Raw genomic sequence first — 13,444 nt, forward strand, 5'->3', positions numbered from 1 at the left:
GATTTCGTCTTTTAATAGTAGGGAATGCGGAGAATTAACACTGTGTTGCAAAGGCCTGCGTCTTCAGCAGGCCTTTGCAACAAATCAAACGGCAGTAGCCATCTGTTCACAAGCTTCCGCGCATCTGCGGCAAGCGTCCGCACATTCTTTACAGTGCTCCATACCCATCTGCGCATGTTTCTCGCATTCTTCTGCACAGGCCTTACAGGCATCTGCACAAACACGGCAAAGATGCTCACTATATTCACTGCCTAAACTCATGAGTTCGGTGGCCGCTCGGCAAACGGCTGCACATTCCAGGTCCAGTTGAATACACCTGCTCATCATTTTTACATTTTCCTCTTTTAAACATTCAGTAGCACAATGGCTACAGGCAACTGCACAGGCCACGCAGGCATCGATGCAATCTTTAAATTTTTGATGTGACATAATTTACTTTTAATAGTTAACGTTCGGTGATTTTCTATTTATTGCCATTAGCAAGCAACCAATCCTGGAACTGGCCTATCTCTTTGGTTTGGCTGTCAATGATACTTTGCGCCATGGTTTTCATGGCAGGTTCCGAGCCTTTTAGCAGTTCCAACCTGGCGTTTTCTGTCGCGGTCTGATGATGGCCGATCATCAGTATAGCGAAGTCATGGTCAATTCGCCCATTAATGATTTGAAGATCAGCTTGTTTCATCCCTTTTTGCATAGCCATCATTTGTTGCATATCAAAATCTGGGTCGTTCCCATGAGCGGGATGAGCCTTTAAAAACGCGTTTAACTGGGCGATCTCCGCCTGTTGTGCTGTAATAATGGACTGTGCCATTTGTTTCATGGTTGCATCACTTCCGCTTTGCAGTTCCAGGTTGGCCATATCAATAGCGCCCTGGTGATGAATGCGCATCATTAAAGCAAAATCATTATCAGGGTCTTTGGTCATTTTCAGGGTGTCCATTTTCGCCATCGTGGCGTGCATAATAGCCATCATCTGGTTTTGATCATGTGCCTGCAATTGTAATTGGCTGCTGTCTTTTTTGCATGCGCTGAATATGGCCACAAAGGCCGTTAATACAGTAATTTTTAACACATTTTTCATGGTAGTCTATTTTTTGTTTATGTATTTATTAGCCTTTGTGTTGGCTCGTCCATTGTTTAAATTCCCTAATTTGAGTGCCTTGTTCAGGAATCGATTTCTGCGCCATCGACCGTAGTTTAACGGCCTTGCTGTAGGTGATGATACTTTTGGCCATTATAATCCCATCGCTATGATGTTTGATCATCATATCTGCAAATTCATGGTCGACTGAGCCCATGGACATATGCCCCATTTTTTTCATGGTCATCATATTATCCGCCATCGCTTTCGCCGGCCCCGCAGTTTTATTCATCGGGTCATAATTTTTAGGGGCACTTTGCAAAGAAGCGATCAGTTGATCCAGGTTGGCAACCTCTTTGGTCTGCATATCAATGATTTTTTGGGCCATCTTTTTCATCGACCCATCCTTGCCATCCTGCAGTTCAAATTTTGCCATATCTATAGCGCCCTGATGATGAAGCTTTAGCATAGAGGCAAAGTCAAGATCCACATTGCCTTTCATGGGTTGTGCTTCCATGTCCTTCATCATTTTATTCATGATCTCCATGAGCTCGTCCCCATGAAAAAAATCACTCCTTACCGGGTTTGTAAAAGCAATAGCGGATACGCTGTTTGAAATTTCGGAATGCCTGGCCATCCCGGTGCTGTTGTTGATGCCGGTCGCACCCAGTGCGATCAGCGGGATCATTAAAATTGTTGTTTTCATAGATTCATTGATTATTATTTATAATTTATTTTAGTAAATGATGGTCAGTCCGCCGCCGAAACCATACTGGTTGTCATAACTTGCGGAAACAGCAAAGTATTTCGTAAGAATATAACGCGTATCCACCTGGAATTCATTATCCGTATTGTACGATGCCCCCATATATAACCTGGTAGAAAGCGGGATATCTTCGCGGCTGACCGTCAACCGAAATTGCCCTTTACTGCTGATCCTGGCATCGGTTTGCACAAAGAGCGGAAGAAGGTAACGCAGCCCGACTACGGCACTATTATCTCCCTTTCGGCTAAAGAGCCGTCCCTTTTCGGTTTGCTCAAAATTTCCGCCGACATAAGCTGCCAAATATTGATTGTTGTCCAGGTAGCGCTGAAAGCGGGGATCAATTTCATACCGCCCGTCATAGCTGAACCTGTAATTGGCATTGAACTCATACCGAGTATTGGATATAAAAACAGAACCTACACTTGTTTGTGAATGAAAAGCCGCCATTCCCCAAGTGTACCATTGGCGGTCATCTTTTAATAAAGGATTGTTTTTTTGATATGGTGCGACCTGCGGATTGCTTGGAGCATCCTCATACCGTACGACCCTTGCCATTCCGGACATCATATGGTATAAGGTATGGCAATGGAAAAACCAGTCATGCGCTTCATCGGCTAAAAACTCGATTGTTTTTACCTGCATGGGTTCGATGCTGACCGTGTGCTTTAAAGGCGCAGAATCGCCTTTTGCGTTTAATACCCTGAAAAAATGGCCATGTAAGTGCATAGGATGCTCCATCATGGTCGTATTATGTAAAACGAAACGGACAATTTCGCCTTTTTTAATCAGCAGTTTATCGGCTTCTGATAACGCTTTATTGTTAATCAGCCAGGTATAACGGATCATGCTTCCCGTCAGGTAAAGGTGATAAGTTCTGACCGTGTGTGTGCCTTCAATCGCCGTCGAACTATTGGCCTGAAGCATATCGTACGTTAGTATTTTGCCTTCACCGCCTAATCCCAGCAACATGGAACCTCCGGGCCCCATTTTCGTGCCCCTACCGTCATCTGTCATATTCATTCTCCCCATGCCACCCATATCCATATTGCCCATATCTTTTTGCTGGTCAGCCATATCAGGATTCATTCCCTTCATGGACATTTTTTTTGATTTGCTGCCGCTCATTTTCATACTGGAATCGCCTTTCATGTCCATTCCCGCCATTTTCATGTCTCCTTTATCCGGTACAGGTTTATTTTCTTTCCCATCCATTTTCATCCCGCCCATATCCATGCCATCCATTTTCATTTTACCCGTACTTTTGCTGAATTCCAAACCATCGTTCTTCACTTTCGAGCTGGGCACTGCATTCATGGGCATATTCATCTGGCCCATCATCCGGTTAAAAGTATGGGTCAGTTTATAATAGGGGACGGGGGGAATGTCTTTAGCTTTGACCTCGGCACCTGAACCCAGCCAAGCCGACACTTTCCCGGATACATCCTGATAGGTCGCCCGGAATTCATATTTGCCTTTTAAGGGTATTTTGACGAGAACATCATAAGTTTCTGCTGTGCCAATCAGGATCTTGTCAACTGTTACCGGCTTTACTTCCAGGCCATCTGCCGCGATTACCGTCATTTGACTTCCGGCGTAGTTTAACCAAAAATAGCTTGATGATGAACCATTAATGATTCGCAGTTTTACTGTCTGCCCCGGCTTAAATTTCGATAGTTGCTGATCCGTATAACCGTTGACCAAAAAACGGTCATATTTAACATCCGCCAGGTCCATGGCCGGCATCCGCCTCCAGTCCAGCTTTAATTTATCGCCCAAATAGCCTTTTGAAATAGCTCCGCCATAACTGAGCACGCTTCCCTTTTGTATGGAAAACCAGTCTGTACCACGCTTTAGCATCCGCTGCACCTCTTTCGGTTTATAATCGGTCCAGTCAGAAAAAAGCATCACTTGCTCCGGATAGTCATTTTTCTTGATCTGCGGGTTGATTACAATTGATCCATAAAGCCCCGACTGTTCATCCAGTTCGGTATGGGAGTGATACCAGAACGTTCCGGTTTGCCTCAGCGGAATGATAAATAGGTGAGTTGAATCAGGCAGGATAGGCACGGTAGTCAGATAGGGCACGCCATCGTACTGATTGGGTACCAGAACACCATGCCAGTGGATGGATGTTTCGGTATTCATCCTGTTATGAACTTTTATATATGCCGTGTCGCCCTCAGTGAACGTAAGCGTAGGGCCCGGTATATGGCCGTTGATCGCCATCGCTTTTACCGGTTTGCCCGTATAATTCGCTACGGTATCCGTTATATAGAGATTATAGGTTACCCGTTTGCCCGCATGTATAAAATGATCATTAAGCGTTGAGGACGTGCTGGCAATGGTGTCTTTCCCGCTTTTCGCCATTCCGCTCATATTCATCCCGGGCATCATACCTTCCTTGTTCATATCCATTTTCATCCCGCCCTGCTTTTGCATGTCCATAGGTTTCGTGCCCGTATCCGGCATTTTCATTCCGGGCATAGCATCCTTTTTTCCATTCATATCCATTCCCTGCATCTTCCCCTTGTCCATTTTCATTCCTGGCATGGCCGAATTGCCCTTTTTTTTCATCGGCATTTTTTTAACAGCCTTGCCTTTCATTTTCATTCCGCTCATTCCCGAAGCAGCTGTAGCGGGCATTCCCTGTTTGGTTCCCTCTTTTATAACCATGGGTGAGGTTTTCTTTTGGTTTAAATGGTCAGGTGAAGTTGCTTTTTTATTTTTAACCAAAGGTTTCTTCGTGGCGGGCATTTTCATTGGCATGGTGGTATCGCCCATTTTCATTTCTTTCTGCTGGCCATAAGCTGAAAGGCCCCATCCGAGCAGCATGATCATTATTATGGTGATGATGTTTTTCATAGTTGATTTATATTTTATCCAGCGGCCTCCTGCCATTTTTATCAATCAGTTTATATTGACTTGGGGTGAAACCGGTCACACTCTTAAATTGATTAGTCAGATGGGCGTTGCTGCTATATCCCATAGCATACGCGATCTCATTAACATTCAATTCACCATACTGAAGGAACTCCTTTACCTTTTCTATCTTCTGCTGTATGATGAATTTTTCGATGGTCATATCCTCGTGATCGGAGAATATTCGGCTGAGATAAGTATAATCCTTTTGCAGGTACTCGGCCACCAGGCTGCTAAGGGTCTGACGAAGGTCCGTTAGGTCCGAATGATGAATTAACTGAATCACCGTTGCTTTGATCTGTTCTACAAGCCGGTCACGTTCTTTATCGATAATTTCAAATCCCAGTATTTTTAAAGAGGAAGAAACTTCCTGCAACTGTTCCGGGGTTGGTTCAGGATGAAATTGAACAGTGCCGAGCGTGATATCAGAGACGAGAAAATTATGGTTATCTATCTGTTGTTTCACAACCATAATGCAACGGTCGCAAACCATATTTTTTATATGAAGGATCATAAGTAAATTTTAAGCTGTTGATTAATAAAAGAGCAATCCGTCCGCAGGTTGCGGCAGCTTAAATCAGATAAGGAAAGAATTATTTAAAATGTATAAAAATGGTTTTGAAACACCAGGCGGTCCTTTAGCTATAGGCCATTTGAATTGATCTGTGCCTACCTGGATAGCAAAATCCTCGTAATATGCAAGCCGATGAAGTGGAGGTTGGTGTGCCTCTAACTGGAACTCTGACGATGCGGCAATATTTTCCTTGATCACCGATAAGTTCTGCTGGTTGCAGCAAGAACAATGTTGACTTTTTATTTGATAAGCGGAATCTTCCGAAGACTCGTTACAGCAATGATCGTCGTCACAAGAATCTGTTTTAGACAAAGCGGACCCATAGTTAACATGGCCGGCTTCGGCATCAGTACAACAATGAAAAAAGCAGGCTGATACCCCTGATGTTAACATCAGGTATAAGGCCGCCAAAATCAATGCACTAAACTTTTTCATTCATTATTACTACATAAAAAAGTTACAATTGTTCTTGAGTATATATTTTTCCTTAAAATTAAAATCCTGCTGACATCGCAGCAGGATTTCTGTCTATAAATTTGCTAATCAATTCTTTGTGCAAAATAGCCTTTTGCCGTCACGCTTTCGATGATCTGTTCGGCAGTCAAACCCTCTGCCTGTACGGTAAGCACCTTGTCGCGGTTTTTCGTATCTACCTCCCATTTATCTATGCCCTTTAAATTGTCTAATGACGGGGTTACAGCTGCTATGCAGCCACCACAGTTGATATTGGTTTTGAATTTGAAAGTTTCCATGTTGTTTGATTTATACTAAATATTAATTTTTGATAATTTCAGCCTAAGGCTATTGCTCACCACAGATACGGAGCTTAGTGCCATAGCCGCCCCGGCGATCATTGGATTCAATAAAAATCCGTTGATAGGATATAGCAGTCCCGCCGCGATAGGTATGCCGATCAGGTTGTAAACAAATGCCCAAAACAAATTTTGTCTTATCGTACGTACTGTCAGCCGCGAAAGCTTCAACGCTTTTGCGATCTGTGTAAGGTCCGGGGATATCAGTGTGATCTTAGCAACATCCATTGCGATATCTGAACCGTGCCCCATCGCGATGGAAAGATTAGCTTGGGCGAGTGCCTGGCTATCATTGATACCATCGCCGACCATTGCTACGACCTTTCCGCTGGCTTGCAATTGTTTCACAAAGTCTGCCTTATCTGAAGGTAATGCTTCTGCTATGACATGATCGATTCCTGCTACAGCTGCAATGTGGTTCGCCGTTTGCCGGTTGTCACCCGTGACCATATAGACTTCAATGCCTTGTTTTTTCAACTCTTCTACTGCCTGTGCAGAATTGCTTTTAAGCTTGTCCTGAATGCCGATAATACCCAGTACCGACGTATGATCTGCAAAATAGATAACAGTTTTAGCGGAATTCAGCCACAAATCCTGTTGCTTTTTCAAATCATTTGGTATTTTGATGTTAACGCTGTTAACCAGTTTGGGGCTCCCGGCCAAATAAGGCTTTCCATCCCGCAAGCCTTCTACTCCGCGTCCGGTAAGACTTTTAAAATAACTCAAGGAAACAGGCTTTACGTCAAGTTCTTTAAGGTGTTCAACAATAGCCGCCGCCAAAGGATGTTCTGATTCCTGTTCTAATGACAGCAAAATTCCTGCAAGAAATGACTTGTTCTCTTCAGCCTGTTTTGTCCAGAGCAGATCTGTTACTTTTGGTTTGCCCTCTGTTAATGTTCCGGTTTTATCAAGAATAACAGCGTTCACACGGTAACCAAGTTCCAGTGCTTCAGCATCTTTAACAAGGATGCCGTTTTCCGCTCCTTTACCGATCCCTACCATAACAGCGGTAGGTGTCGCCAGTCCTAAAGCGCAAGGGCAGGCGATCACCATCACCGTTACCATAGCTAATAGGCCCTGGGTAAGGGCGTGCTGCCCGCCAAACAAGAGCCATGTTCCGAAACTCAGCAGCGCAATTAACATGACAACCGGCACAAACACCCCGGCAATTTTATCGACAAGTTTTTGAACCGGCGCTTTTGATCCTTGCGCCTCCTGAACCAATTGAATGATCTGGGCCAACATAGTGGCGCTTCCCACTTTTTCAGCCGTAAAACGAAAACTGCCTTTTTGATTTATTGTTCCTGCAAATACTTTATCACCTGCTTTTTTTTCAACCGGAACAGGTTCACCGCTGATCATACTTTCATCAACAAAAGAGTTCCCTTCAAATAAGGTGCCGTCAACGGGAATTTTTTCGCCTGGACGAACCAGCAAACGGTTACTTACCTGAACTGCTGCAATCGGCGTTTCTATTTCTCCCCTTTCAGTGATCAATAAAACGGTTTTTGGTTGCAACCCGATCAATTTTTTGATAGCTGAAGATGTATTCGATTTTGCCCGCTCTTCCAGTAGCTTGCCCAGCATAATAAAGACGATCACTACAGCGGCGGCTTCGAAATAAACATGGGGCATCAGCCCCTGACGATACCAAAATTCGGGATATACCGTATTGAAAAAGCTAAACGCAAAAGCGATTCCCGTGCTCATCGCGACAAGCGTATCCATATTGGCCCTGCCGTGCCAGGCCTGTCTCCAGGCATTGCTAAAAAAACTCCTGCCTGCTATGAATAAAACGGGCGCTGTCAGTATTAGCATGATGTAATTTCCATAAGGTACATTCATGAACAACATCCCAATCAATACAACCGGAACTGTTAATATCCCGGCCCAGATGATATTCTTCTTTAATTTTTTCAAATGGCTTTGCTGGGCGTCTTCTTGTTTTTTTCGGCCGTTGACCGTATCAATAATTAAATCATACCCTACAGATTGTACAGCCTGTTGCAAGCTTGATGGTTGTACCAAAGCTGGATGAAAGGCTACTTTTACCGACTGTGTAGCATAATTAACTTCCGCCTTTTCTACACCTTTCTGTGCATTGATCATTGATTCTACACTAGCTGCGCATCCGGCGCAGGTCATGCCGGTCACTGGGAAAATAAGTGTTTGGGTTGATGCCGTCATTCTTAAATTAAATATATTGTTACAAAGCTACGCCTCATTATTTTATCACGATTACATAATTCCGGGAAAGAATTACATAATTAGTTAAGTCCAACTCACTACTTTTGTCATAACGGCCTAAAGGAATTGGTATCGTCCCGCCATAATTAGTTCTCTTTAACGCAAGTGCGTATGGAATGCCGCCCATAAAACAGCAATAACACCCGCCAGGCTTAACAAGAATACAAGCGTATAGATAACTTCTTTAAATATTCTGCCGGCCGTCCAGGGCCTTTTCTTTTTAGGGGCAGACTTTTTAAGTCTTTGCTTTTTAGGAATTGGCATAAACAGTAATTAACAGGGTAGTGTAATTGAATTGTCCTTGTCTGTCACTTTAACGAATTATGCATCAATCAAAAATGTTCCGGTCTGGTTACGGCAGGTCTGCCGCTACGATGATAATAACCTAATAATTCAACCATTTCGGCACGTAGTCGCTTTCTAATTATTTTGGAAAAAGCGACCAGTTCCTTATCAGTCCCATACTTCGATAATGCCTTTGCCATTTTTAAGCCTTGTTGGTCTAGATCAATCATCTGCAGCACAAATTCCTCGTCGGTTGTTGACCTACTTGGGAAAGTCGTTTTTTTATGTTGGGACAACAAAGCAATTTGACGGCTTACACCGGTTTCTTTATGTATGAGATCATAGTTTACAGGGAAATTCACTTTGACCAGGAAATTATTTAACTCTAAAGTTTCATGGATACGGACAGTTATCATTTTTCGGACATTCCGGGCCAACCGGTTATGTTTTCCCTTTTGCATCTCCAGCATTTCCATGTCCACAGCACCAAGATTGTTCACGATAATTAACATGACGATATCCCGGTCAGTATTACCCGTCATGAGCAACTGACCGAGTTGCACATTCATCTTATCAATAATACTATTGAAACTAACCGTGGTATCCTGATTGTCGAAAAAATTGGACGAAACGTATATATTCCTGCCATGACCATGAACGGTCACGGCAAAAAATAAATATAACGCATAAAGTCCAAGTGTCTTGCGCATCATGGGAATTGATATAGTTAGTTAGAGATTCTGCATAATTACCGGAAAAGCCGGTTATTTCATGGTGGAATCCATTTTCATCAGGCTATCTGGTTTGCCAGGTTTAGCATGCTCTTTACCCATATCATCCTCTTTCATCAAATATCTGCCCATTGGCCCTACGCCGGCGATGTGCGTTAACCGTGCGCCGTGATGACCGGCAATTGATAAACAGACGGCAGCAAGCGTAGCGGACACCAAAACTAAAGCATTATATGACCTGGAATAAAATTTTGCAAAAACGCCTATTGCTTTTAAAAGCAACGTGATGCCCGATAACCATAAGGTATACCGTGCATACTTCTCGTGCTCTGCAAATATCGCCATAGCAGCCTTAGGCGTGTTGTCTGCCGGATCAGCATGAAACAAAGTGCTGGCCGCTAATGCGGAAAGAAAAGCGGCGGCCATAATGGCCAATGTGGCCCATCTTATTTGATGCCATTGCGGTTTGGCTACGATAATTACCTGGAAAGCAAATGCCATTAAAATCAATACAATAGGAAAATGTATAATTAATGGGTGTAAAGAGGGAAATCCTGAAAGCATAGTCTTAATATTAAAGATTTGATATTTGACCGGTACAAAACCATACTAAATTTCATAATAAAACAAGCAATGCATTTTTAAATACAATGATGGTTTACTAATACCCTTCTCGGCATTCTATTAAAAATCAACTGTAACCTAATGGACCGTAAAATGGTCAAAAATGTCACGCGTCAATTATTCCTTTGAATGATGAAAAGGAAGAAAAAAAATATTGGAATTGATCAAATCTGGAAACGTTGAATAGCTATGCGCATCGTCCAGGATGGTGGCCACTGGGAAACCTTTTTACTATTCTTAATCCCGGTCAAAAAATGGGTAAACTTGACGATATGTGGATTACAAGAAAAAAATATATTTTGAGGTGCCTCTAATGAAACCCTGTTACCTTGGGGTGTTTCTTTGGCCAGGGAATTAAAATGAGTTGTACTGTTCTGACAGCATGCCTCATCCTCGTTTTGCAGAATAGAGTGATTGTTGTTTTTTTCGGTAAAAGAGGGGGTGGCATCATCATAATTAACCAAGGTATGAGTTATAAATTGATGTTCATTATGATGAGATAGAATATTAGGTTGGTCTTGAAAACTCTCGTGCAAAGCACAACCGAGCCCGATCAAAGAGTTGAGCAAAAAGATAAATAACAGAAATACCGCTTTTTTTCTCATTGAATATCAAAGTTAACATTTTTATTATTATTTTGTTTCGTGAACCTATATTATATCGGTATTTGCTGTAGCTGCTGATTATCAGTTGTTAAAGGTCGGGCAATTCACACTCATGTTAACACTTATTACTGCTCACAAATTAGCCTCATTTCAGCCAAGCATCTAAAGGCCTGCTTGGTTAATTTAAAGCATTAGAGCGCAGTACTGCAAATTATTATATTAAGCTAATGCTGGCATTGTAAATCGGCAGATAGTTGTTACTTTACATACAGCGAGTAATACAGGTGCACTTTAGCGAATAAATAAATATATTTACATTTAACGTTTATTTTACGAAGCATGAAGAAAAAAATCCTTGTGATGGAGAATGACCAGGCCATAATCGAAATTGTGTCCCTGATACTGGAAGATGAAGGCTATGAAGTTAAAGCATTAAACACGGAGAGCCGGATATTAGATGTGATTAATGAGTATAAACCGAATGTCATTATACTGGATATCATCAGGCCGAGTGAAGCAGGTACACTTTTATGCCTTACGCTAAAGGAAAACCCCAAAACAAAACACATCCCCGTAATCGTATTTTCGACCCATCCCAAAGTCCTGACCGCCCTTAAAGAAGTTTGCGCAGATGACGTTGTACCAAAGCCCTTTGATGTTGCTGAATTGATAAACGCGGTTGAAACGCAATTACATTGATAACACCAGGGATAGGCTGATTTTACAGACACGAACTTATTAACCTGTCTGGCAGCTCAATAAGTTATATATTCTTAAACTTGATCATATTATCCTGCTCCCAGACACAGATGACTTTGTTGTTTGGCAGGATGGCAGATTTCAAGAAGCTGCCATTTCCTACTATTTGTGTTTTTTTAGTTTGTAGCGACACTAATTTTACGGTATCACTGTTTTGGTAAGTAATAAAGCTGCTGGTACCGCTTATGGCGATAGCGCAGCTTCTGCCGTTGCCGACATACATTTCAGGCTGGCCCGGCTGGCAATAATATACCGCACCCTTTCTCTGCCAGGTGGTTTGAACAGTATTTGAAGTGTCGATGACAAGTCCGCCGCCATCCATCGGGCAGCCGTTCAACTTCCAGGTATCCAGTCCTAACTTTTGTGCGGCTGAAAATGTCTGCCCGCTGTTTGATGATCTGGTTACATACAGATCCCTGGAACCATTCAGCCAATTCCTGAACATGATAGCGACTGAAGAACCATGTACCGCTATGCTTGGTTTACAGCATTCGCAAACATGCTGATCAGGTGACTGGTAGGCCAAGCTATTTTTTGACCACTTAAGGGACTTGCCTGATAAGGAGGAAAAATAGATCTGGTTATGTTTGCCGGTTCTGATGTCCAGCCAGGCTGCATAAAAATGATCCTCATCATCAGCCGCGATACTCATCAGCCCCTCTGGAGCGGAACCTTTCAGATCATTGATAATCCCCATATCCTGCCATTTCTGGCTGGTGTTACGAAGTTTAAACCAATGGATATTCCCTGCCTTGTCCATAGCGGAGATCACCGAATAGTTTTTAGAGCTGGCTAATTGAGGGCCTCTTGACATCCCCAGGTGCATGTCCTTTACTTCAGCGACCATAACCGGTTTGGAAAAGGTCAGGCCATGGTCATTTGAGGTAACACACCATATTTTATCGGCCGTACCATAGACGATCCGCGCTACCCCGCTTTTGTCCACGCTGATCTGTGGCTGCGCTCCTGCACCAATTACGCCCGTGACGCTATTCGATAGCGAGGTCAAAGAAAAAAAAATAAGGGTCAATAGCAGAACGGGTAGTATGCGCTTCATGTTTATGATTTTTTAATGCTTGAAAATTAACAAAATTAAATGATAATCATTTCAAAAGTTGCCTGTCAGCCATTGTTACAAAGAAACTTTCCCTTTATCGGGTGATGTTTATGCCCGATTTGGCACATCAGTGAACCGATCACTGCGTTACTACAATTTGTAGCCGGCAGATAATTTTTATACTTCCAATAATTATAAAGACCTTTAAATAAATAGGCAGTTAAAAGATGAAAGAAAATAAAAAAGCACATTGGGACCAAGTTTACCGGAATAAAACTGAGGAGCAGTTAAGCTGGACACAATTCATTCCCCGAACATCGCTTAACTTCATCAACAGCTGTAATGTATCAAGAAACGCCAGGATCATCGATGTCGGTGGCGGTGACAGCAACTTGGTGGATTTTCTTTTAGCCGATGGTTACCGGAATATAACCGTCCTTGATATATCGGAAGCGGCTTTGGAAAAAGCAAAAAAAAGATTAGGCAGAAAGTGTAAACAAGTTAAGTGGATCGTTTCAGATGTTACGGAATTTCAGCCTGCAAATCAATACGATATCTGGCATGACCGGGCCACCTTTCATTTTTTAACTACGCAGCATCAAGTCTCTGCTTACCTTCATATTGCAGCGGGGGCAATTGCGAACTATATGATCATTGGAACCTTTTCAGAAAACGGGCCGCAGCAATGCAGTGGCTTACCCGTGAAACAATATTCGGAAAAGGAATTACAAAGCCGGTTCGACAATGGTTTTAGAAAGATTCGCTGTGTCAATGAGGATCATTTAACGCCTTCTCAAACTAAACAGAATTTCCTCTTTTGCAGCTTTCAAAAACTTTCTGTCAGCCAAGTTTAACTCGGTGAATTAAAGCGTGAAATGAATGGAAACATAGCCGACGAGCCGGTTAATTTTAGCACGTCTTGTAGCGGTTTTTGCAACTCCTGTCCTTTGGCCCCCGCCCAATAAAAAAATGCAGTAAGCGCCG

Annotated in this window: 15 protein-coding genes; 2 read left to right on the plus strand and 13 right to left on the minus strand. The window is 42.7% G+C overall.

Annotation, left to right across the window (positions count from 1 at the left end):
- Window positions 1–84: 84 nt before the first annotated feature.
- The 12 genes from CKK33_RS18490 to CKK33_RS18540 form a co-directional block, all read right to left on the minus strand.
- A complete protein-coding gene (locus CKK33_RS18490; protein ID WP_095705534.1) occupies window positions 85–429 on the minus strand; it encodes a four-helix bundle copper-binding protein in 345 nt (114 codons plus the stop codon).
- 34 nt (window positions 430–463) lie between these two features.
- Window positions 464–1,081, minus strand: coding sequence for a DUF305 domain-containing protein (locus CKK33_RS18495; protein ID WP_095705535.1), 618 nt, complete (start codon window positions 1,079–1,081; stop codon window positions 464–466).
- A gap of 28 nt (window positions 1,082–1,109) precedes the next feature.
- The gene (locus tag CKK33_RS18500) at window positions 1,110–1,787 is read right to left on the minus strand and encodes a DUF305 domain-containing protein (protein WP_095705536.1); all 678 of its coding nucleotides are present in this window, start codon (window positions 1,785–1,787) and stop codon (window positions 1,110–1,112) included.
- Window positions 1,788–1,817: 30 nt separating this feature from the next.
- On the minus strand, window positions 1,818–4,709 hold the full coding sequence (locus CKK33_RS18505; protein ID WP_158223480.1) for a multicopper oxidase domain-containing protein: 2,892 nt from the start codon (window positions 4,707–4,709) through the stop codon (window positions 1,818–1,820).
- 7 nt (window positions 4,710–4,716) lie between these two features.
- Window positions 4,717–5,280: an AraC family transcriptional regulator gene (locus tag CKK33_RS18510; protein WP_095705538.1), complete on the minus strand. Its 564-nt coding sequence runs from the start codon at window positions 5,278–5,280 to the stop codon at window positions 4,717–4,719.
- Window positions 5,281–5,343: 63 nt separating this feature from the next.
- Window positions 5,344–5,775 (minus strand): hypothetical protein, encoded by a 432-nt coding sequence (locus CKK33_RS18515; protein WP_095705539.1) that lies wholly within the window; start codon window positions 5,773–5,775, stop codon window positions 5,344–5,346.
- Between the two features lie 104 nt (window positions 5,776–5,879).
- Window positions 5,880–6,092 carry a heavy-metal-associated domain-containing protein gene (locus CKK33_RS18520; RefSeq protein ID WP_095705540.1) on the minus strand — a complete coding sequence of 71 codons (213 nt, stop codon included), beginning with the start codon at window positions 6,090–6,092 and terminating at the stop codon, window positions 5,880–5,882.
- Between the two features lie 15 nt (window positions 6,093–6,107).
- Window positions 6,108–8,339: a cation-translocating P-type ATPase gene (locus tag CKK33_RS18525; protein ID WP_198952503.1), complete on the minus strand. Its 2,232-nt coding sequence runs from the start codon at window positions 8,337–8,339 to the stop codon at window positions 6,108–6,110.
- 156 nt (window positions 8,340–8,495) lie between these two features.
- Complete coding sequence (locus CKK33_RS19575) at window positions 8,496–8,663, minus strand: hypothetical protein (RefSeq protein WP_158223481.1); 168 nt, start codon at window positions 8,661–8,663, stop codon at window positions 8,496–8,498.
- 68 nt (window positions 8,664–8,731) lie between these two features.
- Window positions 8,732–9,397: a DUF305 domain-containing protein gene (locus CKK33_RS18530; protein ID WP_095705541.1), complete on the minus strand. Its 666-nt coding sequence runs from the start codon at window positions 9,395–9,397 to the stop codon at window positions 8,732–8,734.
- A 51-nt stretch (window positions 9,398–9,448) separates the two neighbouring features.
- Entirely contained in the window at window positions 9,449–9,979 is a 531-nt protein-coding gene (locus CKK33_RS18535; protein WP_369803582.1) for a DUF2231 domain-containing protein, read from the minus strand.
- Between the two features lie 224 nt (window positions 9,980–10,203).
- A complete protein-coding gene (locus CKK33_RS18540; RefSeq protein WP_095705543.1) occupies window positions 10,204–10,644 on the minus strand; it encodes a hypothetical protein in 441 nt (146 codons plus the stop codon).
- A gap of 339 nt (window positions 10,645–10,983) precedes the next feature.
- Between CKK33_RS18540 and CKK33_RS18545 the strand changes: the two genes are divergently transcribed.
- Window positions 10,984–11,343, plus strand: coding sequence for a PleD family two-component system response regulator (locus CKK33_RS18545; protein ID WP_095705544.1), 360 nt, complete (start codon window positions 10,984–10,986; stop codon window positions 11,341–11,343).
- 64 nt (window positions 11,344–11,407) lie between these two features.
- On the opposite strand, the gene CKK33_RS18550 is transcribed toward CKK33_RS18545, so the two are convergent.
- Window positions 11,408–12,460 (minus strand): hypothetical protein, encoded by a 1,053-nt coding sequence (locus CKK33_RS18550; RefSeq protein ID WP_198952504.1) that lies wholly within the window; start codon window positions 12,458–12,460, stop codon window positions 11,408–11,410.
- A gap of 227 nt (window positions 12,461–12,687) precedes the next feature.
- Here CKK33_RS18550 and CKK33_RS18555 point away from each other — a divergent pair, with 227 nt between their 5' ends.
- The gene (locus CKK33_RS18555; protein WP_095705546.1) at window positions 12,688–13,314 is read left to right on the plus strand and encodes a trans-aconitate 2-methyltransferase; all 627 of its coding nucleotides are present in this window, start codon (window positions 12,688–12,690) and stop codon (window positions 13,312–13,314) included.
- Window positions 13,315–13,444 lie beyond the last annotated feature (130 nt).

Origin of the sequence: Mucilaginibacter sp. MD40, from assembly GCF_002288635.1 — a bacterium.
Classification (GTDB): Bacteria; Bacteroidota; Bacteroidia; order Sphingobacteriales; family Sphingobacteriaceae; genus Mucilaginibacter.

What these genes read in the sequence shown, in the direction of transcription:
- CKK33_RS18490 (WP_095705534.1), bottom strand. Translation starts at nt 429, where the DNA reads ATGTCACATCAAAAATTTAAAGATTGCATCGATGCCTGCGTGGCCTGT.
- CKK33_RS18495 (WP_095705535.1), bottom strand. Translation starts at nt 1,081, where the DNA reads ATGAAAAATGTGTTAAAAATTACTGTATTAACGGCCTTTGTGGCCATA.
- CKK33_RS18500 (WP_095705536.1), bottom strand. Translation starts at nt 1,787, where the DNA reads ATGAAAACAACAATTTTAATGATCCCGCTGATCGCACTGGGTGCGACC.
- CKK33_RS18505 (WP_158223480.1), bottom strand. Translation starts at nt 4,709, where the DNA reads ATGAAAAACATCATCACCATAATAATGATCATGCTGCTCGGATGGGGC.
- CKK33_RS18510 (WP_095705538.1), bottom strand. Translation starts at nt 5,280, where the DNA reads ATGATCCTTCATATAAAAAATATGGTTTGCGACCGTTGCATTATGGTT.
- CKK33_RS18515 (WP_095705539.1), bottom strand. Translation starts at nt 5,775, where the DNA reads ATGAAAAAGTTTAGTGCATTGATTTTGGCGGCCTTATACCTGATGTTA.
- CKK33_RS18520 (WP_095705540.1), bottom strand. Translation starts at nt 6,092, where the DNA reads ATGGAAACTTTCAAATTCAAAACCAATATCAACTGTGGTGGCTGCATA.
- CKK33_RS18525 (WP_198952503.1), bottom strand. Translation starts at nt 8,339, where the DNA reads ATGACGGCATCAACCCAAACACTTATTTTCCCAGTGACCGGCATGACC.
- CKK33_RS19575 (WP_158223481.1), bottom strand. Translation starts at nt 8,663, where the DNA reads ATGCCAATTCCTAAAAAGCAAAGACTTAAAAAGTCTGCCCCTAAAAAG.
- CKK33_RS18530 (WP_095705541.1), bottom strand. Translation starts at nt 9,397, where the DNA reads ATGATGCGCAAGACACTTGGACTTTATGCGTTATATTTATTTTTTGCC.
- CKK33_RS18535 (WP_369803582.1), bottom strand. Translation starts at nt 9,979, where the DNA reads ATGCTTTCAGGATTTCCCTCTTTACACCCATTAATTATACATTTTCCT.
- CKK33_RS18540 (WP_095705543.1), bottom strand. Translation starts at nt 10,644, where the DNA reads ATGAGAAAAAAAGCGGTATTTCTGTTATTTATCTTTTTGCTCAACTCT.
- CKK33_RS18545 (WP_095705544.1), top strand. Translation starts at nt 10,984, where the DNA reads ATGAAGAAAAAAATCCTTGTGATGGAGAATGACCAGGCCATAATCGAA.
- CKK33_RS18550 (WP_198952504.1), bottom strand. Translation starts at nt 12,460, where the DNA reads ATGAAGCGCATACTACCCGTTCTGCTATTGACCCTTATTTTTTTTTCT.
- CKK33_RS18555 (WP_095705546.1), top strand. Translation starts at nt 12,688, where the DNA reads ATGAAAGAAAATAAAAAAGCACATTGGGACCAAGTTTACCGGAATAAA.